This window comes from Pedobacter sp. UYP1, assembly GCF_040547305.1.
Taxonomy (GTDB): domain Bacteria; phylum Bacteroidota; class Bacteroidia; order Sphingobacteriales; family Sphingobacteriaceae; genus Pedobacter.
The window spans coordinates 110,580-132,754 of the sequence record NZ_JBEPPL010000014.1 but is presented as its reverse complement, the minus strand read 5'-3'; the positions used below and the strand labels follow the sequence as shown (position 1 = coordinate 132,754).

Sequence of the window (22,175 nt, the reverse complement as noted above, 5' to 3'; positions counted from 1 at the left end):
GTTGTTCATAAGAGCTGGAATTGACGCTTGACAAAGCTCACGATTAAAAAGTGAGAAATGTCACACTAAGGAATTGAGAGATATTAAATGAATTAAGAAATGTCACATTAAGGGGATAGCCTGCTTAAGGTTTCGCGCGAGACTCCCAGATAACCAGCCAGAAGGCTTTTGGGTACGCGCTGAATAAGCGATGGATATTGTTTAAGTAACTGTTCATAACGCTCTTTCGCATTAGATGTTAACCAGGATATAATGCGCCGCTGAGAGCCAATAAAACCAAAATTAGCCTTTTCAAGGAAGAAACGCTGCATCTTCGGGGAACCATCACATAGCTTTTTATAGTCTTCGAGCAAAAGACATAAGGTTTCCGTATCTTCAAGGCACTCTAAAGACATCGTCGCTTTGGTCTGAGTGAAATACGCGTAGTAATCACTTTCCCACCAATCTTCCATCGCAAAAGAAACAACACGCTGCTTCCCTGTATCATCAGTATGTACCAACTTTAGAAGTCCGGAAACGACAAAGTAACAATACTTTACTTCTTCTACCTCCTGAACCAGGAATTGATGTTTTTTGAACTTTTTAATGCTAAAATGCGCACATACAAAAGCAAACTCATCCTCACTAAGTGGTATGATCTTTTCTATATGTTCCCTTAGTGCCTGATACATTGTTGAGCGGTTATAAAAGATAATCGCAAAGTTAAGGTATTCAGAATCTGATCCTAACTTCAGGATCAGATTCTTTAGAAAACTATACGGCTATTTCTTTAGTAAACTATACGGCTACCCTATTTCAGCGAAGCGATTTTTTCAAAAACCCTGGCAACTACTTCTGCACCAGGGTCTGGAATATTTTTCAGCACCGCCTCAGAAAGATACGAAGACCTACCGAATTTAGTATTGGTGATTGTCTTAGTATATTCAGTCCCTTTACGCGCTTGCTCAGCGGCATTTGAAACAGATTCATTTTTAGCCAGAGCCTCAAATGCAGGCTCTAAAGCATCAATCATAGTCCTGTCTCCTACCTTTGCCCCGCCATAATCCTTTACTTTTTGCAATCCTTCTAAGAGTGCTTTTCCCAAATCAGGATCTTTTGAATACGTATTTCCCGCTGCTGTAAATAAAATTGACAACAGAACCCCACTCGATCCACCAGCTTCTCTGGATAATATCCTGCCGATCGTCAGCAATAATTTCCCTGTATCATTCAGCGGAAGTTTGTCTACAACCAGCAATAGGCGTTTGCCAGCTAAAGCGAAAGTAGATCCAGCATCCCCATCCCCAACTTTAGCATCCAAACCGTTGATTTCTTTCTCTATACCCACTAGCAAAGCACCAGTCTCTTCTATCAGTTGTTTAACTTTCACATTTGCAGAAGCAGCATAAGGAATAGTTTCCGGAAGTTCAGGGCTACTGATCTCTGCCGGTTGCTGAAAAGGCTGGATACGCCACGCCGAAGGTTCTGAATCTGCTAATAAAGCCTTTTCAATTTCTTCATTCAGTTGCAGTACTGAGACTGAAAAACCACTCATATTAATCGAGGACATCAAAGCAGCAGGCCCTACTATATAATCAACTTTAGCTGCTAAAGTTGTCTGGCTAAAAGAATTGACCAGCAAACTCATCTCAATAGGGCTTACACTGCCCATGTTATTAAATATCATCGCATATCTTCCATTTGGATCAGGCAGGCTAGCTTCCAATTTTTCAATAGCCAGCGCCATTAATTGATCTGCAGGTGCGTAAGGCACCACCTCAATCCCTGGCTCGCCATGAATTCCTAAACCTAATTCTACTTCCTGATCATTTAAACGGGAGGTCGTTTCCTGTCCCAAATGCTGGCATTCCGTAAGTGAAAGGCCAATAGAAGCCGTACGGTCAATCACCTGTTGAGAGATTTTAACAATCTCCTCTAATGACTTTCCTTCCTCAGCCAACTGTCCGGCAATCTTATGTACAAATAGAGTCCCTGCCAAACCACGTTTTTTCACGTCTTGTCCGAGTGCGATATCATCATCAACAGTCACCGTTTTTACCTCATAGCCTAAAGCACGTGCTTGTTCTGCAGCTAAACCAAAATTAAGACGATCGCCCGTATAATTTTTGATAACCAATAAACAACCTTTAGGCCCTGTAGCTGCTAAAATAGCTGACAATACCGCATCTACAGTAGGTGAAGCAAAAATATCTCCACAAACAGCAGCCGTCAGCATTCCTTTTCCAACAAACCCTGCATGTGCTGGCTCATGACCAGAGCCGCCGCCAGAAATAACCGCTACTTTTGACTTATCCCAGTCTTTACGAATGACTACACGTATCTCAGGAAAGGAATCTAACCTGGCTAACTTAGGATTTGTTAATAATCCATTGATAGCTTCATTTACAATCTGATCGGGTTCATTTATAAAAAATTTCATGATATCTTATATTTCGTTTGTGTTTGATTCAATTCCCTGAAGGTTTCCCAAGGTAATTAAAAGATCAATTCACCGCTTTTTATCTTCCTACAGATAATGTCAAATTTTAGGACCTGTTAAAATTCTGTAGCCAAAATTGGCTTTTTTCAATATGAATAACCATTTAATAATCTCAGATCAACACGAAAACAGTAATGAGTTACGTTATCATTGTAAAGTTTTTAATCAATTCATTATGGCATGGAATCCCGATGTTTATAACAAATTCAAACAAGAGCGCTTTGGTCCTTTTTACGATCTGATACAATTGGTAAAAGTTAAACCAGCTTTAAAAGTAATAGACCTGGGATGCGGAACCGGCGAACTGACCCGGAAACTCGCCGACGCTTTACCCGGATCATCAGTCATTGGAATAGACTCTTCGCAGGAAATGCTTAATGATGCCGCAGAATTTCAAAATGAACAAGTAAACTTTAAAAAAAGTTCTATAGAAGAGCAACTAGCCAGAGATGAAAAATATGATCTGATCTTTTCAAATGCGGCTATCCAATGGTTAGGTGATCATAAAAACCTTTACCCGAAAATCATTTCATGCGTTAAACCTGGCGGGCAACTCGTGATACAAATTCCGTCAAACCATAAGCATTTCACGCATACCAGCTTAATTGATATTGCGACAACTTCCCCATTTGCCGGAGCATTAAATGGCTTCACCCGTGTTTCCCCAGTACTGGATATTCAAGAATATGGAAAATTATTTTTCAAGCATGGAGGTACAGAGATCACTGTTTATGAAAAGATATATCCTCATATATTAAAAGATGCAGATGCCTTGTTTGACTGGGTTTCAGGAACAGCAATGATTCCTTATGTAGAAAAACTGCCAGAAGATATTAAACAGAGCTTTATTGCCACTTATAAAGAAAGATTAAGAAAGGAATTTAAAGAGTCGCCTGTATTTTATCCTTTTAAGCGAACGATTATGGCCGCAACTTTTTAAGATCTTCAGAATTAACAATAGTTTTGAGCCAGCTTATGAAATTTGATTCTATCTCTTACCTTGCAGCTGGCAACTTGCGTCAAAAGAATGCCTTTGCGGCGCTTAAGGAAAATTTAATCCTGGAAATTCTTCAGCCTTATGATCCTATTCTGGTAGGAACTGTCCCCATTGCTATAGATATCAGCAGTAGTGATCTTGATATTATTTGTTGTTATCACGACAAAACAAATTTTAAGAATTTACTGCTGGAGTCTTTTGCACGTTTTAAAGGTTTCAAGATGGAAGAAAAAGTGATCAATAATAAAGAAGTGGTGCTGGCACAACTGATTGCTGGTGAATGGGAAATTGAAATCTTTGGACAAGAATTACCTACCCGCGAACAGGCAGGTTACAGACATATGCTTATTGAAGATAAATTATTGACTGAACACGGCGAATCGTTCAGAGAAGAAATTATCAGACTCAAAAAACAAGGTTATAAAACTGAGCCTGCCTTTGCCCGGTTATTAAAACTGACTGGTGATCCCTATCTTGAATTACTGAAACTATGATTATTCCTTTTTGCTTCCAACCATAACCACTCCGGTGGTATTACCTTTATCATCTCTCAAGGGGGTATAACTATAACAAATCTGATTACTTTCTGAAATAAAAGATACACCGTTATGGTAAACATGCTCTAATTCACGGATACACGTTTGATGATTGTTATTCCATAAATCAAGCATTTTGTCATTGATAGATTGAATCTGAAAATCAAAACCATTGAATACTGCCATTGCCACTGGCGCAGACATTACCAGTGCCCGCAAATTGCGATCAGCCACTAATCTATATTCCTTGCTCATTTCCCTTTCACTCACATCTGTCCCGACCACCAACACTGATACAACCTTACTATCTTTGCCTAAAATAGGTGTGTAACTGTAATCCACAAAAACTGTTTCTGCCTTTCCATTATGTATGGAATAGAATTTAGCACCGATTTCACTATGCGGTCTTCCTGTACGGATTACTTCATAGATTAACTCCGGATAGGGTTGTTCGGCAATTTCGGGAAGGAACTCCAGAAGTTTTCTACCTAATACAGATTTCTCCTTCCTCAGCAGTTGTAGCATAGCCGGGTTTGCCGAATCGAGTCTTAAGGTTTTTGCATCCAATATTGCCATAGCAACCGGAGCATTCTGAAACAAATCTAGATATCTCTTCATGACTCACACCCTGTTTATACTGGTTATATCTCTTAAATATTCCAATTTTTTTCCTAAAAACAAAGCGCGTTCTGTATACACTTTTACGCAAAAAATCAAACGAAATTCAGATAAAAACATACTGTATATTATCTATTTCCTTTAATCTGGTTCACGAATGGACTTTTAGAGAAATTTTGATTCTACCCTGATGAAAAAAGGTGTATTTAAAGATTATTCCGTCACATTTCTAAAAATGGAATGCCTCAAAATTATTACAATTGACAATTTAAAAATCTTACACAAACCAGGAGTTAGTTTAGTATAACACACTTAACAATTCATTTATGGTTAAATATTTAAGTGTACTTTTACATTAATCTTATCAACGATTGATGATTAAACGTACACTAATACTCTCCATAATCTGCCTGATTTCTTTAGGTTCATGTAAAAAAAGCAAACCAGAACCAGTTCCCGTTCCAGAAGCAGAAAAATGCTTATTGACGCAACGTATTTTTGAATCCGATTTCAATTCTTTTCCTACTACAAAGAGTAAATATGAGTCCGATGATCAAGGAAGAGTAGTCAGAATAGAATCTCAATTTTCTACTGTTCCCGAAGACATCACCACATTCACTTATAGCGGTAGCCAGATTACTGAAGTATTAAATACTATTGAGGGAAAGACATATACCAGAATTTATAAATTAAACAGTCAGGGGAGGATTATTGAATCCAGTAATTTTTATAACCCATCTCTTTCCAGATTCACCTATAATTCAGAAGGATATGTAATAAGGATTGATTATTCAGAAAAAAATAAACCACCAGCTTCTGCCCAATTGATTTATACGGACGGGAACTTAACTACTATCGTTTATAATGATGAAAATGGCGTTCCGTTTCCAGGAGCAAGCAAAACTGTCGAATACACTAATATCATTGCCAATGATAATCTTTACATCTACTATAATTACCTTTCCTCAGGTAATGCATCTCCGGTGATTATAAAGTATTTTGGAAAACAATCAAAAAATATGGTTGCTAAAGCCATATCCGAGTCAAAAGAGAGTATTACCTATACTTATAAAATGGATGCCAAGGGAAATGTTCAAAAAGTACATTTATCCCATACCAACCCCGAGTATAATTATTCTGAAAGCTTTACTTACAACTGCAAAAACTAACTTCTTATATCATCAGTCTGGGGATTGGTTAGTTCATCGGGCCGATGCTATAAGAGGCTGTTTTATTGACGCTCTCTTTTGAAAGGACCTTGTGGTTCAATAATTTCAAGATGTGTTCCGTCCGGATCATCAAAATAAGCTACGGCCGTACCAAAGCCAGATTTTAATCCGTCAGCTGCTTCAAAAATGATAGGCTCTCCGGATAATTTGATTCCAGCATCTTTCAAGCGTTTCACCGCATCCTGAATATTATCAACCTCAAAACATAAATGCATTGCACTGATTTGATTGTTCTCATAATGCGCTTTAACAGGTTCAGGCTGCTCATATTCTAATAAATCCATATTGATGTTTTCAAGATGAAGGTTAGCATAACGGATCAATGTCTTTTTTAAACCTAGCACCTGTGCCATCCGGTCTCCACCTATCTGGTCAACATTCGTCACTTTAAGACCTGTCAAGGCTTCATAAAAAGCGATAGATTTATCAAGATTGGCTACGACGATCCCTACATGGTTAGCCCGGCTGAATCCTTTATTTTTTGAAGATGTATTTTCCATTATTTTAGTTTTAGCGTTTAAAGAAATCGCACTTCCTGTAAGTACCGCTGCTGCGCCAAGAGTTGCTCTTTGTATGAATTTTTTACGTTCCATTTTATTTATTATCATTTGTTTAACTCTACAAATGTCAGGCTTATATTCTCATTATTAAAATAACAAAAATTCTATTTAACTATCATAATTATCATACCAATGAAAGATTGAAAATGAATCGTATACCCTCATAGTCGCTTCGATTTATTGTTATAGAAAAATATCTTTACCTTGCCATTAATCAATCATTTACCCATGAAAAAAAATATCATTTACACCTGCTGTTGTATAACGCTGCTCTTTACAGCGGTTTCTTGTAAGGACAAGAAGAAAAAGGACAAAACCACTCCAAGTACTGCATCTGAAATTACCGATAAGGGAGCTGCAGATACTGCAAGCCGTGTTATTGAGTATACTAACCTTGTTGTAGATATGGCCAACAGCCATAATTCTTATTTGAAAGATATTCTGGGAAACACGGAAAAAATCGAAAAAGCCTTAAAGAATCCTGATGATAAATTTGGATTTCTTGGAATCATTCATCCTCATTTAGTAAAGTTTACCGTTAATAATATGAATGGTGTGACCATAGAAAACCCGGTTCCCGAATTGGGAAAAGAGAACCAGGCTTATTTTAAAACGCAGGTTGCGCAATACAACTCGAAGTTTGAAAAAATGAATACTGATTATAGGCAATTGAAAGATTACCTGACAGCTCAGGATTACAAAGATGATAAGGGAGCTAAAGGTTATGCTTTAATTGATACCATAAGAGGTACTGTTCAAAATCTCTATACAGGAAAAATCGTACTCATGAAAAAGGTAAATGAGATTGCTGATGCTGCAGAAATCGTTGTATTGAAGGATAGCCCGCTTAAAGAATACATTATTGCGATGAAAACAGATATGAAGAATATCCGCAATTTTGTTGATTTGTTATCAGCTAATGCGAATAGCTATAACAAGATCAGCGCGAAGGCGCAAGCAGGCTTTACAGCCTTGGAAACCGCACAGACAAAAAATGCAGCACTGAATATTGCAAATGCAAAAAAGGCGAATAAAGAAGGTAATTACAAAAACTTTTATGAAAGCTTTCATAATCTTTTACTCCATACTAAGAAGACGTTGCGTGATGCCGGAGAAAGAGGCAAGCTGACCAGTAGCGAAATCGAAGGACTTGATAGCGGTTATGACGGATTAATTAGAAATTACAATTATTTTAATCAGTAATCAATTAAAGTTTATCAACTAAAAAGCCGCCTCAAGCGAATGAGACGGCTTTTTAAATACTCGTTATTTAAGAATTAAGCCTGAGGTTCAAGGTATTTTGCATAGCAATAACCTTCTTCCCCATCGTTGGTACGTACCAGCCACCATAAATCATTACTTCTATTAACTAGTGTAATGACTTCTCCGTGTGCTGCCTTACCAACTATTGGCTGATCGGTACCTGGACCTTTACGGATATTCAGGTTACTGCTTTCTGTAATCACTTTAGCCTGAGTTACTGCCGCATCAACTGCAACGTTTACGTTTAAAACTAAATCTCCACCTTTAAAATCAGGATCAATTTGATTATAAACATCCCAAAGATGATCTTTAGTCGCGCCATCAGGAGCAGTTCCATCTATATACAATACTCCATCCTGCTCACGTACCGCCAGATCAGAGATTCCAGCTGCAGTCGCAGCATCAGTTAATGCTTTATATTTATCTTGTAATGCCATGGTTCAGCTTATTTTACAGTTAATTGGTTATCAATTTTCTTAGGTTTTAACACAGACAACTGTTGCATTAATTTTACAAGTGAAGACTTGCTGATTTCACCTTTTAAAGTAACCACACCATCCTTAACTGAGGTCTGAACTGTAGGAAAATCTTTAGTTGCATCTGTTACATTTTTGATCAGCGTAGAATCATCTGCAATTACAACAGGTGCTGAAGACATTGCCGGTTTAATCGTCAGATTGTTCACTACCGATTTTACACCTTTTTCAGCTTTAGCGATTGTTTCTGCTTTAGCTTTTTCAGCTTCATCAGCAACCTCACCAGTTAAAGTAACTTCACCCTTTGTAACGGCGACACTAACTTCAGCAGCTTCTTTAGCTTTAACAGCTGTTTGAATGTCTCCATCCTTTGGTGAACAAGCTGCAAAAAACAGGGTTGCGACTACAGCCGCACTCATAAATAGTTTCTTTGTTTTCATTTTTCTTTGGATTTGGTAGTGTAAATTACATTACTATAACAAAGTTCCCTTCAAAAAGATTGCTGCAATACTAAAATAAATTACCAGTCCTGTAACGTCCACTAATGTAGCGACAAACGGCGCCGAAGATGTTGCCGGATCAATCTTACATTTTTTCAGCACCATAGGAACCATGGAACCACTCAATGTACCCCACATCACGATCCCAATTAAAGAGAAAAAGATCGTCACAGCCAGCAAAAACCAGTGGATCCCATAGTCATACCAATGCAAATTCTGCCATATGGCGATCCGGATGAAACCTATTGCCCCCAATATGACACCCAGCACCAATCCTGATAAAATTTCCCGGCGCATTACATACCACCAGTCTTTTAAATTCAACTCTTTTAGAGCCATTGCCCTGATAATCAGAGTAGCCGCCTGAGACCCGCTGTTTCCTCCGCTAGAAATAATTAAAGGAACAAATAAAGCTAATACTACTGCTTTTGATATTTCTCCATCAAAATACCCCATAGCTGTAGCAGTTAACATTTCCCCTAAGAACAGGACAATCAACCATCCTGCCCTCTTTTTAAGCAAAGAAAAGAAGGGTGTTTTTACATAAGGAAAATCAAGTTCTTCAATACCTCCAAATTTCTGGATCTCTGCAGTTGCCTTTTGTTCGGCCACATCCATCACATCATCTATAGTCACTACACCCAGCAAAATATGATCATCATTAATAACAGGTAATACCACCCGGTCATATTCTTTAAACTTCTGAACTGCATCCTCTTTGGTTTCATTAATCTTCAAGGTGATACAAAAACCATCTACGATATCCATGATCTTTTTAGAACGCTCATTTAAAACCAGCCTGCGAACAGGAACGTCATCAATTAACCGGTCCTGATCATCAACTACATAAATAACATTAGCTGCTTCGGTGTCTTTATGATGCAGCCGTAAATGTTCCGTTGCTTCTGCAATAGTCATTTCCGGACTTACAGTAGCCACATCTGTATTGATAATCCGGGCAACGCTTTTTGCAGAATAACCTAATAAGTTTGCGACTTCATTTCTATTTTCTGTATTTAAATATTCCAGGAAACGAGAAAGTTCCATTCCTTTAGAAGCAGAATAAAAGATAGTCCGGTCATCTGATTTCAGGTGATTAAGAATATAAGACGCACTATCTTTCGATATACTCTTAATAATCTTCTTTTGAAGCTGTACATCTAAATAAGGTAAGACGTTAAGTTGCTGCGCTGCATTAAAGGAATTGTAAGCATCAATAGCTTTCTCTGCTGGAATAGAAATAAAGAGCTGTGCAACCTCTGAAGGGTGAATATAGCCAGTTTGATGACTTGGCTTAAATAAGCCAGAGAAATCTCCGCCAAGTATCTTTTTCCTGGCTTCTTTGAAAGGTAAATTCATGAAAGATAGATTTGATCTACTGAAGCTACTTAGTTAATCATTGATTTCCAACACATAACTTTCAAATTCTGACAGAATTCCTTCTTGCTCTTCTGCTATCCGTTGAAATCTGTAAACCTTACTTTTACCATTTTGCAGCACATGGAGGGTTAAACCATCCTCATAAGGCAGGAAATTTGTCTTCTCAAAAGTCCATATTTCGCCAACCGGATGCTTTATAGCATCGTAATCGTCAAATTCTCTGGTTACGCAATATTGCTTTCCTGGTTTTAAATTATTGATGCTTCCCATAAGTTGTTGCTAGAAGATCCGAAGTTAAGGTGAAAAACCTAAAAACAGCCAGTTTTCAGTTTGCGCTGAAAAAATAGCAAACCACCAGCCCAATCCTCAAAATAACGGATCAAACCGGCGGCATATTGCTACCTAACCAACTTAGTTTCTTCTGACTGGCTTATTTGATATCCCAGATCCCCGCAGCACGCTCCAATTCAATTAGTGCAGCTGCATAATTAGATTGTGATTCATAGAACCCTTGCTGTACTTCATTGTATGTTCTTTGAGCGTTCAATACTTCCAATAGTGAGGTTTCCCCACGTTTATAACTATACATTTTAGCTGTTAAAATCTTCTTTCCTTCAGTTAGCAGCCCAGTTTTATATTGCTGAACCTGTTTCTGTGCAGCAGTATAATTAAAATAAGCCTGTGTCACCTCTAGCTGAATCTGCTGCTGAACTTGTTCATATTGAACGCCTACTTGTTTAATGGTGAACTGAGCAGCCTTCAAGTCCCCTTTGTAATGGTTTGAGAATTTCAGCGGCACGCTGAACCCAGCATTGAAAGTGCGGTGATAAGGCGTTGGAGCATCTATATTGGTAGAAACACCATTGAATTGTAGTCCTGCATTAACGCCTAAATCAACTTTTCTGTTTGCTTTTACCAGTGCCAGACTTCTTTCAGCGACAATTTTATTATTTAATGCTGCTACCGCGTCTGCCCTGATGATTTGCGCATTACTGATTAAGGATTGATAATTTATATCACGTGCCAGGTTCTCAAAATCTCCATCTGGCATCACCAAAATATCTGAACTCTTTTTACCGAGATAAGCGCTTAGCTTAATCAGCGAATTTTTCCAGTCTGCTTCAATCTGATAAACACTATTTTGTAAATTACTGGCTTCTAGTTTAGATTGTCTTGCATCTGTTTCTGTAATTGCGCCCAGTTTGCAACGGATTGCGTCTGCATCTGCAAGTTGTTTCATCATTTGATAAGAATAATGTTGCACCTGCAATAACTCGTACTGTTGAATTGCAGTATAATAAGCGAGTGCCGCATCCGCTCTCAGGTTCCTTAAATAATCAAGCAATAATGCCTTATTCAATTCGGTAACACCTTGAGCAAGGCTAATCCGGGCCTTTCTTTTACCTCCCAATTCAATTGTCGTTCCCAACCCCAGTGTTACTCCCTGCCCCAGTTTCAATCTAGCTTGCTGATTATCAAATGCACCTGCTGAAAATTGCGGATCAGGAAAGATCTTTGCGGTTTCAATCCCTGCCTCGGCAATATTCACGTTGTACTTTTCTGCAGCATAACCCAGATTTTCTTTCCCTACACGGTTCAAGAACTGAAGCACAGATATTTTTGATTTTAAAGACAGGGTATCTACCTGTGCTTGTCCATTCATAGTTATGCCTGTTGACAGGCATAAGGACAAAATGTATTTCGTAAGTTTCATCTATTTAGTATTGAATAGCTGTTTCCAATGGATTTATTGATTGACTGTTTCCAATCTATTTACTGATTAACCGCTTCCGATGGGTGAAAATCATCCTTGCCCCATTTACTCTCCAGCAAATAATAAAGTGCTGGTAAAACAAATAGCGTAATTGCTGTTGCTGCAAACAGGCCATACACAATGACTGTAGCTAATGGTCGTTGAACGTCAGAACCTATACCTGTGGCTAAAGAAGCTGGTAAAAGACCTAATGCCGCTACGGTTGCAGTCATCAGGACGGGTCTGAAACGATGTTTTGCACCATCTGTAACTGCTTTGAGTAACTCATAGCCTTTTTTACGGAGCTCATTGATATGGGAAATCAAGATCACACCATTCTGAATAGCGACACCAAACAAGGCAATAAATCCTACTGCGGAAGACACATTTAAGGTCATTCCTCTCACATTCAACGCTAACATCCCACCAAATAAAGCGAGCGGAACAATACCCAGAATCAGGCCAGCTTGTCTGAATTTTCCAAATGCTCCATAAAGTAATAAGAACATGATCGCTAAAGCTAAAGGCACAACAATGGCTAGTTTAGCGTAGGCCCGGTTTTGATTTTCAAACTGACCTCCCCACTCTATTTTGTACTTTTCAGGGTCATATTTCACCTGCTGGGCAATCTTTGCCTGTGCATCCTTCAGGAAAGAGCTTAAGTCCGTTCCTCTTAAGTTTAACCTGACAGTCAGCTGCCTGCGGTTCATTTCTCTGGAAATTGAACTTTCTCCCAAATCAGTTTTCACCTCAGCAATTTGCGACAACGGGATCTTTGCACCAGTAGAAGAAGTCAACATCAGGTTCGCGATTTTCTCAGGCGTATTTCTGCTTTCCTCTTTATATCGGCAAATCACATCATAAACTTTATCTCCTGCAAAAACCTGCGAAACAGCTTTACCCCCAATTGCGACCTCAACCAGTTCAGCTACATCACTCATGTTCAGCCCATATTTAGCGACAGCATCCCGGTTTACCCTGATTTGTAATTGTGGCAATGGAGGCTCCTGATCTATAGCAATATCGACTGCACCTTTCACTTTTCTTAAAGTGGATACGACGTTTTCAGTAATTCTTCTGGTCTCTTTAAAGTCGTTACCGTAAACTTTAACAACCAGTTCACTATGTGCACCGGCAATTTTGTCCATTACCCCATCGATCATCGGCTGGGTAAAAGCTACTGTATAACCTGGCATAGCGGCATATTCCTTAGACAAATCTTCGATCAGCGCAGCTTTATTTCTACCGCTGGCCCACTCTTTATAAGGCTTTAAGCCTACAGAAACTTCAAAATGGGAAGGTGTAAAATAATCAGTTCCATCGTCATTACGACCTGCCTGAACATTCACATAAGTAATTTCAGGATGTTTCATGGTCACTGCTCTCAGCGAATCGCTCATCTCTTTTGATTTTTCTAAAGTCACTCCTGGAGGCAGAGAAACCTGCAGCCAGATAGAGCCTTCATCTAATGGCGGTAAAAAGTCTTTTCCAACTGTCACTGATAAGATAATCGCGCTGATCAATACCAAAACTAACGGCATAAAAACCTTTTTTGGTTTGTCCATGATCTTACTCAGACGCCCTTCATACCATGCCGTTAATTTCTCTAACCAAGTATTGTGATAAATTTTGCCCGGCTTTTTGTAAACAGCATAAGCTAATCCAGGAATCAATAATAACGCAACAGCTAATGCTCCTAATAAGGCATAACCGACTGTGAAAGCCATAGGTGTAAATAGCTTTTTCTCTACTCTTTCGAAAGAAAACAAAGGCAGATAAGCAGTGATAATGATTATGGTAGAAAACAGAATAGGTTTAGCAACGCTTAAAGCTCTTTTTCCAATGGAAATTTCTTCCAGTTCCTCGTCCGGATTAGCTTCTCTTTTTTTCAGAATCGTTTCCAGCATCACAATAGCTCCGTCTACAATAATCCCAAAATCAATTGCACCCAGAGAAAGCAGATTGGCAGGAATCTTCGTAAAATGCATGAGGATAAATGCAACAAGCAGCGCGATTGGGATTGTAATGGCTACGATTAATGCACCTCTCCAGCTTCCCAGGAAAACAATTAATACGACAATAACTAATGCCATTCCCTCTAAAAGCGTATGAGAAACCGTATCCAGCGTGGTATTGACTAAATTAGTCCGGTCCAGATAAGCACGAATAGTTACACCTTCGGGCAAAACACCTTTGTTCAGATCTGCCACTGCTTTATGAATGCCTTCCAGCACCACTGAAGGATTTTGTCCTTTCAGCATGACTACAATTCCTTCAATGCCGTCCGAATAGTTTACGTTACGATCGGTATAACCTAATACTCCTTTACGTTCCAATGTGCCATATTTCAGTTCACCCAGATCTTTTACAAATACAGGAACGCCATTTACAGATTTAACAACTACCTCACCTAAAGCGGCCAAATCTTTGACCAGACCAATTCCTCTCACTACATATCCTTGTTCTCCACGGTTTAAAATACTCCCGCCTGCATTGGTGTTATTGTTGCTGATTGCCGTTTGTACATCCGCAAGCGCAACATGATATTGTGCTAATTTAGCAGGGTCAATTTCTACTTGATATTGAGTAGTAATCCCTCCAAAATTGGTCACATCAGCCACGCCCTGCACTTGTTTAATTCTTGGAATAATCTTCCAGTTCTGTAAATCAGTGAGTTCTCTTAAGTCGTGATTTTTGCTTTCAATTATATACCGGTAGATTTCTCCAGTCGGCGAAGTCAGCGGATCAAGCCCCGGAACCGCGCCAAAAGGAAGCTTCACATCGGTTAACCGTTCCTGAATTCTTTGTCTTGCCCAATAATCGTCAACGCCATCATCAAAGACCATTGTGATTAGCGACAAGCCGAATAAACTGCGGCTACGCATCACGTGCATGCCTGGTAAACCATTCAATGCGCGTTCTATAGGGATAGAAATCTGTTGTTCTACTTCTTCGGCAGCCAAACCCGGCACCTGGGTAACCACCTGCGAGGTTACATCGGCAATGTCCGGATAAGCTTCGATAGAAAGCTGTTTCCAGGAATAAAACCCGAATGCAGCCAGGAGTATAAAGAGTGCCGCAAAGAGCCAGCGTTTTTCAATTGCAGTAAAAATTATTTTTTTCATATAATTGGCTTATAGCGTAATTACTTGGCTTCTAACAGATAGAAAACACCTTCTGATACGATCTTTTCGCCTTTGGCCAGACCACTTTTTATCACCACACGGTCCCCTTCTGTCCCGCCAGTCTCTACTTTTCTTTTGACATATTTTCCATCTGCGGTGGCTACGAAAACAAAATTTGCATCATTCATTTGCAGGATAGCTTTCAATGGAATGAGCACAGCTGATGTGGGTGCATCAATAAAATTCACAGAAACATACATTCCCGGTTTAAGGGTATGGTCACTATTGTCACATTCGATCAGAACTTGTACACTCCGCGTTTCTTCGTCAACAATTTCATTGACATGGTAAACTTTTCCATGAAGTTTTTTACCAGGTAATGCAGCTACTTCTATCTCACATTCGTCCTTTTCATGGATATAACGGATGTCTTTTTCCTTAACCTGCCCGGCAACCCATACTTTATTCAGATTGGCTACGGTAGCCACACTGGCGGCGTCATCTTTGATAAACTGGCCTAAAACCACCTTATTCTCAATCACCTCTCCGGTAATTGGCGCATGTACCACAAGCGCTTGTCCTAAGGATAATTTTTCTGGATTTGCTTTGAATATTCTGATACCTATAACTGCATTTTCATATTCTTTTTTTTCTACATCATAACCCGTCTGCGCCTCTTCCAGGTCTTTCTGTGTCCCTACACCATTGGCCATCAGATCTTTTTGGCGTTTCAAAGTTCTTTCTGCTTGTTGCATTTGTGATTTCTCTTGAAAAAATACCTTTTGAGCGGCAATAAAATCCGGAGAACTGATTTCAAACAAGGGTGTTTCAGCGGTTGTTTTCATCCCCAATCTGATATAACTTTTAGTTACCCGGCCCTGAAAAGGCGGTGCAATTTCTGCAAACTGTGTAGGAATGGCTTTAACCGTTCCGGCGGTCATCATTTGCATCCGGTAAGGTTCAGTATCTACTGTTATAAATTTCAGTTTACTTTTCAGTACAGAATTTTCAGGCACGGTAATGACATCACCTTTCAGGATAAAATCAGCGGCAGGTTCTTTGGTTACTTGCTGTTTGCAGGATGCAGTCATTCCGATAATGACCATGGCAATGCCAGTCAAATACGACTGACGATTATTTTTTAAGTTCATATTGTGCTTTGTCTTTGTTTGAGAAATTAGATAGGGTATGAAAATGATATTCTAACCATTCTGCGAATACCACCACCAGTATAATTAATACGATGGCCAGTATCCATTGTTTGCCAGCCCGGATTATAGCCATTGGTTAAATCTTTTGATATACCATCCTTTAATAAATTGTGTGAGCACACAGTAACAAGCCAGAATTCCAATCAACCACGGGAAATAACTCAGAGGCAATTGCTCCATCTTTAAGGCCCCCGCAAAAGGTGAAAACGGTATAAAAATCCCGATAACCATAATCAGCGAGGTCAAGGCGACTACCGGGGTGGTTGCCCAACTTTGAATAAACGGGATTTTACGGGTCCGGATCATGTGTACAATCAGTGTTTGAGACAATAATCCTTCGATAAACCAGCCACTTTGAAATAGACTCTGATGTTCAGGGGTATTCGCTTTGAAAACGAAAAACATCACTGCGAACATGGCGTAGTCAAATACCGAGCTGATGGGGCCTATATAAAGCATAAATCTTTTGATTCCTGAAGCATCCCATTTTTTAGGCTTTTCGATAAAGTCTTCATCCATTTTGTCCCATGGAATAGAGATTTGCGAAACATCATATAATAGGTTCTGAACCAGAATTTGTACAGGAAGCATTGGCAAGAATGGCAGAAAGGCACTTGCACCTAACATGCTGAACATATTACCGAAATTACTGCTGGCAGTCATTTTGATATATTTAATAATATTACCAAAGGTTCTGCGGCCATAAATTACCCCTTTCCTCAAAACCATCAGGTCTTTTTCGAGCAAAATGATATCAGCACTTTCTTTAGCTATATCAACAGCAGTATCTACACTGATCCCTACATCGGCATCTCTAAGGGCCACGGCATCATTGATCCCATCTCCCATAAAACCTACCGTATGACCTTTTGCTTGCAGCATTTTAACCACGCGCGATTTTTGAACCGGGCTTAATTTAGCCAGGATAGAAACCTCTCCTACTTGTTCCTGTAATTCTGCATCGGTCATTTTCTCCACTTCCGCACCTAACAAGATTTTATCGAAAGGGATACCTACATCACGGCAGATTTTTTTAGTGACGATCTCATTATCCCCGGTCAGCACTTTGATGTTCACCCCTAATTTCTGCAAAGCTTCAATAGCTATTTTCGCCGAAGGTTTAGCGGGATCAAGGAAGCCAATAAAACCAGTAAGGATCATGTTTTTTTCATCCTCTACGGCATAATTCAGTGCGCGATCATCAAACTCACGAATGGCCACAAGCAGTACCCGAAGCCCTTCTGCATTGAGTTTTTTTGAAGTTTGAAGGATCATATTCCGCATAGTTTCATCCATAGGGATTACTTTATCAGATTCTATATGCAATTTTTTATCATCTCCAGGATCAAAGGCATGACTACACAGATCCAGCATTTCTTCAACTGCTCCTTTACAGATTAGTAAATGTTTTCCATTACGTTGTTTCAGCACTACAGACATTCTGCGTCTCTGGAAATCAAAAGGAATCTCATCGACTTTTAAAAAGTACTCTTCTACTTTCAGGTAATCATGCAATTCTACGTGTTCAAGCACGGCAACATCAAGCAGATTTTTCAATCCTGTTTGGTGAAAACTATTGAGATAAGCCCATTTGAGTACTTCTTCATCTTCCTGTCCGAAAATATTCAGGTGCCTTTCCAATACAATTTTATCCATGGTCAGCGTTCCGGTTTTATCCGTGCACAACACATCCATTGCCCCGATATTCTGTATCGCATTCAGTCTTTTGATAATCACTTTATGCTTACTCATATTCACAGCTCCTTTTGCAAGGTTCGCGGTCACAATCATCGGCAGCATTTCTGGTGTTAAACCTACGGCAACGGCGATTGCGAAAAGCAGTGCATCCCACCAGTTCCCTTTAACCAATCCGTTAATCAGAAAGATCAAAGGCACCATTACGACCATAAAACTAATCAGCAGATAGCTCACTTTATTGACCCCTTTATCAAAATTCGTTTCTGCACGTTTACCTACAATAACTTTACTAAGTGAGCCGAAATAGGTCTGATTTCCTGTATTCACGACAACCGCTGTGGCATACCCACTCACGACATTGGTACCCATGAAGCAAATATTATCCAGTTCGACCAGCGGTTTTTCTTCAGCATCCCTTACCGCCAGACTTCTTTTTTCTACAGGTAGAGATTCTCCTGTCAGCATGGACTGGCTAACGAAAAGGTCTTTAGATTGTACAATGCGGCAATCTGCAGGAATCATATCCCCTGCCGACAACATGATCAGATCTCCAGGTACCAGTTTTTTAATATCCAGTTCTTTCTTTCCGGTAATCTTGCGCACCACAGTCGCTGTAGTTTTTACCATGCTTTTAAGTTGCTCGGCCGCCTTGTTACTTCTGTATTCCTGAAAAAACCTCAACAATGAGCTGACCATCACCATAATACCGACCATCGTCACTGTTTTATAATCAGCTTCTCCCGGCGCAGCCAGCCAAACATCGAGTATAAAAGAGATGACTGCGATAATCAGGAGAATACCAATAAATGGGTTTATAAAGGCTTGGAACAGTTGTTTAATCCATGCTGGAGCTTTTTCATGATGAACTTCATTCAGTCCAAACTTGCCAAGCCTTTCTTTAGCCTGCATGGCCGACAAACCTTCCATTGAACTATCCAGCATAGCCAGGTAAAAATCCTGGTCTGAGCGGGAAACGTTCTGAAGTTTAGTTGCTGCAGCTTCGTCGCTGCCATTAGACATCATTTTTTTGTTGTCTGCGAGGGCTCTTATTTTTAAGCCTTTTTTTACGATAGTCATGATATTATAGCTATACTGATAAGCGGAAATTATTAATTATATCAATTTGAACAGCAGTACAACCACCCCTGCCATCATCAGGCAGGTACAGCGTGTACGGAGTGTATGGATTAGTTTGTGATAACGTACTTTCCCTAACCCTACGCCAATTCCCAGGAATAGCATAATAAAGACCGGGAACAGGATATTTATAGTGCCCTGCGTTCGGTCAAGCCACTGAATTGCCATTCCAAAAACGAATAGGTAAATCGCTGAACTGAAAGCAAGAATCAATAAATTATTTGCCGTATAATTGATTGTGGTTGCATCCCTTCTGTTGTTAAAATGATCCTTATACATTTTTGCTCCGATAGAGAGCAGCAACCCCAGTGCGAGCCAGTCTTTTTGATTTACGGTCAGCGCAGGTGCCCAGCTGGTGATCCATCTTCCCCATGACAGCATCTGATTTTGTGTGATAAACAGCAATAATAAGATCAGCATCCAGTTCGACCGGCTGATCACCGAAACTGTTTTGCCACTTAATTTTGCAATCATCAGGTTATCTGCAGTGATTCCAATCGCAATAAATAAGATTGCATATTGTATAATACCGCATTTTAAAAGTAGAAAGGTCATTGCTTGCAGTAGTTTATATGTTTTTATAAATCGTTTTTATCATTAGATAGAGAGCTTTTATCGTCGGATCAGAGGTCGTTTTCGGCTATAGCTATAAGTCATTTTCGTCTCCGGCCTTATTCCAGCTGACTTCGGAGACCTCGTGTTCGATAGTTAATCGCCCGGCGATCCGCTCCATAATTACGTCCTCATTACTGTTAGCTAGTATTTCGGCAGTAATTACAGCCTTGCTCGGATCGCCGTCATCTGTACTTTTAAGTGACCTGAGCAATAGCTTCTCGTCATTACTTGTAAACTGGAGCAGTAGCACTCTCAAATGATTCTCAACATCCTGTCTGCATTTGATAATAAGCAGATAAGCCGCAGGAATTTTAGTACTCTTTAAAGGAAGTCTGCTCAATTTTACTCCCACCGGACGCATTAAAACATGTGTCAGGATCACGAAAGTTGTAACGATCGCCGCTTCAGGAAGGAACCCAAGGCCGCAAGAGGCACCAACTGCAGCAGAACACCATAATGTGGCTGCTGTATTTAATCCTCTTACGTTCAGGCCGTCTTTCATAATCACACCCGCACCCAGAAAACCAATTCCACTGACTACGTAAGAAATCACTCTTCCAGAAGCATCTCCACCAACTTTAACACCCAGAGAAACGAACATACAAGCGCCCAGGCAAACCAGCATATTTGTCCTTAATCCAGCCATTCGTTGCCTCCACTGGCGTTCTGTACCGATTGCTGCACCTAGTGCAAAAGCAATGGCAAGCCTTAGGGTAAACTCAAATATTGTCATAGAGCCCTCCATTTTTTAATTTGCCGGGTACCCAATTTGATCATATTTAATATCAAAATGTATGCACTAAAGAAAAGCTGTCTGAAAGAAAGAGATTGATAATAATTTTGTCTGCTGAAGATATTATCAGCTACCCCAAATGTGATCGTAGGCCGGGTGTCCATACCTACTGGATAATCATAATCTACAATATAGCGGGTATATTTTGTCTGTGTTTTTGAAAAATTGAACATAACTCTGTTTTATGCCTCTACCGGCATAACAGAAGTTACAAGCGCTAGCAGGCGGTTAAATAATAAATTGATTTGATTTTGACGGTACTACTGATAGTACCTTTGTATTGGGGCCTGAGTCCATAATTTGCTTTTTTTTAATCTGCTGCAAATATAAAACACCCCATTGGAAAGGGCTGTTAGAGGGCAAACAGAAATTCATTAGAAATTCATTAGAGACCACAATGTAGATTCCGGCCTGCATGATCAGGAATAAAATTGCTGGGGATTTTTCATTTCAAGCTATACGCCTGCGAGAATCTAATCTTTATAAAGATTAGCAATTTAAGGCTTATTTAGTAGGAATTACCAGCTCAAAACATGTTTCAAGCGTTGTCGATTCTACACTTAATGTTCCGCCATGAGCTTTAGCGATTTCTGAAGATATATAGAGTCCCAATCCAAGGCCGTCTTTATTATTACTTGAGGCTCCTCTTTGAAAGGGTTGAAAAAGTTTAGCTAATTTTTCCTTTGGTATCTTTTTGCCAGCATTATGTACAGACAATTGAAAATTATCTTCATTGACCGAGGCTTTAACAATAATAGCCGAATTTGAATCCCCATACGCTATTGCGTTGGCCAGGATATTCGAAAACAATTGCGCAATTCGTTTGAAATCACACCTCATTTCATTTTGAATGAGAAAATATGGAATTATCTTTTTATCAGGTGAAATGGTTTGCAGTTCATCGATGACCTGTTTCAACGTTTCTTCCATCGATTGTTCATTCTGGAAGTTTAAACTAACACCATCCCCTAATCGGCCACGTGCAAAATCTAATACGTTATCTATTAAACCGGTTATCCGATAAGTACTATTTTGTATGATATTTATTAAACGTTGATCACGCGGGTTTAAATTTCCTCTTTGTAATAGCTCTGCACTATTTCTGATTGCGCCTACTGGATTTCTTAAATCATGGCCTAAAATTGCAATAAACTGATCACGTAATTCCGAAGTTTGAATTTCTTCTTTAAGAGAGTCTTGTGTTGCATGTACTTCCTGCAGACTATTCAGATGAACAGCTATCATATCCGCATAAAGTTCAAACATCATTAAAACTTCAGCTCTGCCTAAATCTGCCGGAGCAGGATCAAGTGCACAAATAGTCCCAAAAAATTCATTATTTTTCAGAATGATAGGCACAGAAATATAGCTTTGAAATCCGTATTGTATTGGCTTATGATGTTGGCGGTATGCAGGATCTTCAGAGACATTATTAATAATTACTGCACGGTGTGATTTTTCAATTTCGTAACATATAGTTGAGTTGACAGCTAATTCGTCTCCCGCCTTAAGTCCGAAATTCAAATTATCATTTGATATGCAAGTAATCCAGCGATCTTCAGTAACTCTGGCAATTGCTGCAAACCCCATTCCTGTAACCTTACACACGACCTGCAATAGCTTACTTATTCCATCAATTTGATTAATATTCTCAATATCTCTTTGAAAATTCAGTTCCAATCTATCTGATGAATTTTGTGATGTTAGCATGCTCTTCCCTATAATAATGCAAATAAAAATAAGAATAGTATTCTAAACTTTAAAGAATTGGCATCAAATTAACTATTTATTGACTGCATGCACCT

Annotated in this window: 20 protein-coding genes; 4 read left to right on the top strand and 16 right to left on the bottom strand. The window is 39.4% G+C overall.

What is annotated here, in order from left to right:
- Window positions 1-107: 107 nt before the first annotated feature.
- On the bottom strand, window positions 108-671 hold the full coding sequence (locus tag ABIB30_RS22045; RefSeq protein ID WP_354305216.1) for a Crp/Fnr family transcriptional regulator: 564 nt from the start codon (window positions 669-671) through the stop codon (window positions 108-110).
- A 119-nt stretch (window positions 672-790) separates the two neighbouring features.
- The gene (locus ABIB30_RS22040) at window positions 791-2,419 is read right to left on the bottom strand and encodes a dihydroxyacetone kinase subunit DhaK (protein ID WP_354305215.1); all 1,629 of its coding nucleotides are present in this window, start codon (window positions 2,417-2,419) and stop codon (window positions 791-793) included.
- 235 nt (window positions 2,420-2,654) lie between these two features.
- Here ABIB30_RS22040 and ABIB30_RS22035 point away from each other — a divergent pair, with 235 nt between their 5' ends.
- On the top strand, window positions 2,655-3,419 hold the full coding sequence (locus ABIB30_RS22035) for a methyltransferase domain-containing protein (protein ID WP_354305214.1): 765 nt from the start codon (window positions 2,655-2,657) through the stop codon (window positions 3,417-3,419).
- A 35-nt stretch (window positions 3,420-3,454) separates the two neighbouring features.
- Window positions 3,455-3,970 carry a DUF4269 domain-containing protein gene (locus tag ABIB30_RS22030; RefSeq protein WP_354305213.1) on the top strand — a complete coding sequence of 172 codons (516 nt, stop codon included), beginning with the start codon at window positions 3,455-3,457 and terminating at the stop codon, window positions 3,968-3,970.
- Here ABIB30_RS22030 and ABIB30_RS22025 read toward each other — a convergent pair whose 3' ends face one another.
- Window positions 3,971-4,630, bottom strand: a complete 660-nt coding sequence (locus tag ABIB30_RS22025; RefSeq protein ID WP_354305211.1) for a PAS domain-containing protein — start codon at window positions 4,628-4,630, stop codon at window positions 3,971-3,973.
- A 374-nt stretch (window positions 4,631-5,004) separates the two neighbouring features.
- Between ABIB30_RS22025 and ABIB30_RS22020 the strand changes: the two genes are divergently transcribed.
- On the top strand, window positions 5,005-5,799 hold the full coding sequence (locus ABIB30_RS22020; protein ID WP_354305209.1) for a hypothetical protein: 795 nt from the start codon (window positions 5,005-5,007) through the stop codon (window positions 5,797-5,799).
- 62 nt (window positions 5,800-5,861) lie between these two features.
- On the opposite strand, the gene ABIB30_RS22015 is transcribed toward ABIB30_RS22020, so the two are convergent.
- Entirely contained in the window at window positions 5,862-6,467 is a 606-nt protein-coding gene (locus ABIB30_RS22015; RefSeq protein WP_354305208.1) for a VOC family protein, read from the bottom strand.
- Window positions 6,468-6,647: 180 nt separating this feature from the next.
- Here ABIB30_RS22015 and ABIB30_RS22010 point away from each other — a divergent pair, with 180 nt between their 5' ends.
- Window positions 6,648-7,622 carry a hypothetical protein gene (locus tag ABIB30_RS22010; RefSeq protein WP_354305207.1) on the top strand — a complete coding sequence of 325 codons (975 nt, stop codon included), beginning with the start codon at window positions 6,648-6,650 and terminating at the stop codon, window positions 7,620-7,622.
- A gap of 74 nt (window positions 7,623-7,696) precedes the next feature.
- Here the strand turns inward: ABIB30_RS22010 and ABIB30_RS22005 are convergent, their stop codons facing one another.
- The 12 genes from ABIB30_RS22005 to ABIB30_RS21950 all read right to left on the bottom strand — a co-directional run bounded on the left by ABIB30_RS22005 (window position 7,697) and on the right by ABIB30_RS21950 (window position 22,080).
- Window positions 7,697-8,119, bottom strand: a complete 423-nt coding sequence (locus ABIB30_RS22005; RefSeq protein WP_354305206.1) for an SH3 domain-containing protein — start codon at window positions 8,117-8,119, stop codon at window positions 7,697-7,699.
- Window positions 8,120-8,127: 8 nt separating this feature from the next.
- Window positions 8,128-8,598: a BON domain-containing protein gene (locus ABIB30_RS22000; protein WP_354305205.1), complete on the bottom strand. Its 471-nt coding sequence runs from the start codon at window positions 8,596-8,598 to the stop codon at window positions 8,128-8,130.
- Window positions 8,599-8,631: 33 nt separating this feature from the next.
- Entirely contained in the window at window positions 8,632-10,017 is a 1,386-nt protein-coding gene (gene mgtE, locus ABIB30_RS21995; protein WP_354305204.1) for a magnesium transporter, read from the bottom strand.
- A 33-nt stretch (window positions 10,018-10,050) separates the two neighbouring features.
- A complete protein-coding gene (locus ABIB30_RS21990) occupies window positions 10,051-10,308 on the bottom strand; it encodes a DUF3601 domain-containing protein (RefSeq protein ID WP_354305203.1) in 258 nt (85 codons plus the stop codon).
- 160 nt (window positions 10,309-10,468) lie between these two features.
- Complete coding sequence (locus ABIB30_RS21985; RefSeq protein WP_354305202.1) at window positions 10,469-11,752, bottom strand: TolC family protein; 1,284 nt, start codon at window positions 11,750-11,752, stop codon at window positions 10,469-10,471.
- A 59-nt stretch (window positions 11,753-11,811) separates the two neighbouring features.
- Entirely contained in the window at window positions 11,812-14,916 is a 3,105-nt protein-coding gene (locus ABIB30_RS21980; RefSeq protein ID WP_354305201.1) for an efflux RND transporter permease subunit, read from the bottom strand.
- A 20-nt stretch (window positions 14,917-14,936) separates the two neighbouring features.
- Complete coding sequence (locus tag ABIB30_RS21975; RefSeq protein ID WP_354305200.1) at window positions 14,937-16,067, bottom strand: efflux RND transporter periplasmic adaptor subunit; 1,131 nt, start codon at window positions 16,065-16,067, stop codon at window positions 14,937-14,939.
- Window positions 16,051-16,200, bottom strand: coding sequence for a hypothetical protein (locus ABIB30_RS21970; RefSeq protein WP_354305199.1), 150 nt, complete (start codon window positions 16,198-16,200; stop codon window positions 16,051-16,053). The genes ABIB30_RS21975 and ABIB30_RS21970 overlap by 17 nt, the downstream gene beginning before the upstream one ends.
- On the bottom strand, window positions 16,191-18,902 hold the full coding sequence (gene mgtA / locus ABIB30_RS21965; protein WP_354305198.1) for a magnesium-translocating P-type ATPase: 2,712 nt from the start codon (window positions 18,900-18,902) through the stop codon (window positions 16,191-16,193). Before mgtA ends, ABIB30_RS21970 begins: the two co-directional genes overlap by 10 nt.
- Before the next feature lie 36 nt (window positions 18,903-18,938).
- Window positions 18,939-19,517, bottom strand: a complete 579-nt coding sequence (locus tag ABIB30_RS21960) for a manganese efflux pump (protein WP_354305197.1) — start codon at window positions 19,515-19,517, stop codon at window positions 18,939-18,941.
- Between the two features lie 91 nt (window positions 19,518-19,608).
- Window positions 19,609-20,310, bottom strand: a complete 702-nt coding sequence (locus ABIB30_RS21955; RefSeq protein ID WP_354305196.1) for an MgtC/SapB family protein — start codon at window positions 20,308-20,310, stop codon at window positions 19,609-19,611.
- Between the two features lie 564 nt (window positions 20,311-20,874).
- Window positions 20,875-22,080, bottom strand: coding sequence for a GAF domain-containing sensor histidine kinase (locus tag ABIB30_RS21950; protein WP_354305195.1), 1,206 nt, complete (start codon window positions 22,078-22,080; stop codon window positions 20,875-20,877).
- Window positions 22,081-22,175: the final 95 nt, after the last annotated feature.

What these genes read in the sequence shown, in the direction of transcription:
- ABIB30_RS22045 (WP_354305216.1), bottom strand. Translation starts at nt 671, where the DNA reads ATGTATCAGGCACTAAGGGAACATATAGAAAAGATCATACCACTTAGT.
- ABIB30_RS22040 (WP_354305215.1), bottom strand. Translation starts at nt 2,419, where the DNA reads ATGAAATTTTTTATAAATGAACCCGATCAGATTGTAAATGAAGCTATC.
- ABIB30_RS22035 (WP_354305214.1), top strand. Translation starts at nt 2,655, where the DNA reads ATGGCATGGAATCCCGATGTTTATAACAAATTCAAACAAGAGCGCTTT.
- ABIB30_RS22030 (WP_354305213.1), top strand. Translation starts at nt 3,455, where the DNA reads ATGAAATTTGATTCTATCTCTTACCTTGCAGCTGGCAACTTGCGTCAA.
- ABIB30_RS22025 (WP_354305211.1), bottom strand. Translation starts at nt 4,630, where the DNA reads ATGAAGAGATATCTAGATTTGTTTCAGAATGCTCCGGTTGCTATGGCA.
- ABIB30_RS22020 (WP_354305209.1), top strand. Translation starts at nt 5,005, where the DNA reads ATGATTAAACGTACACTAATACTCTCCATAATCTGCCTGATTTCTTTA.
- ABIB30_RS22015 (WP_354305208.1), bottom strand. Translation starts at nt 6,467, where the DNA reads ATGATAATAAATAAAATGGAACGTAAAAAATTCATACAAAGAGCAACT.
- ABIB30_RS22010 (WP_354305207.1), top strand. Translation starts at nt 6,648, where the DNA reads ATGAAAAAAAATATCATTTACACCTGCTGTTGTATAACGCTGCTCTTT.
- ABIB30_RS22005 (WP_354305206.1), bottom strand. Translation starts at nt 8,119, where the DNA reads ATGGCATTACAAGATAAATATAAAGCATTAACTGATGCTGCGACTGCA.
- ABIB30_RS22000 (WP_354305205.1), bottom strand. Translation starts at nt 8,598, where the DNA reads ATGAAAACAAAGAAACTATTTATGAGTGCGGCTGTAGTCGCAACCCTG.
- mgtE (WP_354305204.1), bottom strand. Translation starts at nt 10,017, where the DNA reads ATGAATTTACCTTTCAAAGAAGCCAGGAAAAAGATACTTGGCGGAGAT.
- ABIB30_RS21990 (WP_354305203.1), bottom strand. Translation starts at nt 10,308, where the DNA reads ATGGGAAGCATCAATAATTTAAAACCAGGAAAGCAATATTGCGTAACC.
- ABIB30_RS21985 (WP_354305202.1), bottom strand. Translation starts at nt 11,752, where the DNA reads ATGAAACTTACGAAATACATTTTGTCCTTATGCCTGTCAACAGGCATA.
- ABIB30_RS21980 (WP_354305201.1), bottom strand. Translation starts at nt 14,916, where the DNA reads ATGAAAAAAATAATTTTTACTGCAATTGAAAAACGCTGGCTCTTTGCG.
- ABIB30_RS21975 (WP_354305200.1), bottom strand. Translation starts at nt 16,067, where the DNA reads ATGAACTTAAAAAATAATCGTCAGTCGTATTTGACTGGCATTGCCATG.
- ABIB30_RS21970 (WP_354305199.1), bottom strand. Translation starts at nt 16,200, where the DNA reads ATGGCTATAATCCGGGCTGGCAAACAATGGATACTGGCCATCGTATTA.
- mgtA (WP_354305198.1), bottom strand. Translation starts at nt 18,902, where the DNA reads ATGACTATCGTAAAAAAAGGCTTAAAAATAAGAGCCCTCGCAGACAAC.
- ABIB30_RS21960 (WP_354305197.1), bottom strand. Translation starts at nt 19,517, where the DNA reads ATGACCTTTCTACTTTTAAAATGCGGTATTATACAATATGCAATCTTA.
- ABIB30_RS21955 (WP_354305196.1), bottom strand. Translation starts at nt 20,310, where the DNA reads ATGACAATATTTGAGTTTACCCTAAGGCTTGCCATTGCTTTTGCACTA.
- ABIB30_RS21950 (WP_354305195.1), bottom strand. Translation starts at nt 22,080, where the DNA reads ATGCTAACATCACAAAATTCATCAGATAGATTGGAACTGAATTTTCAA.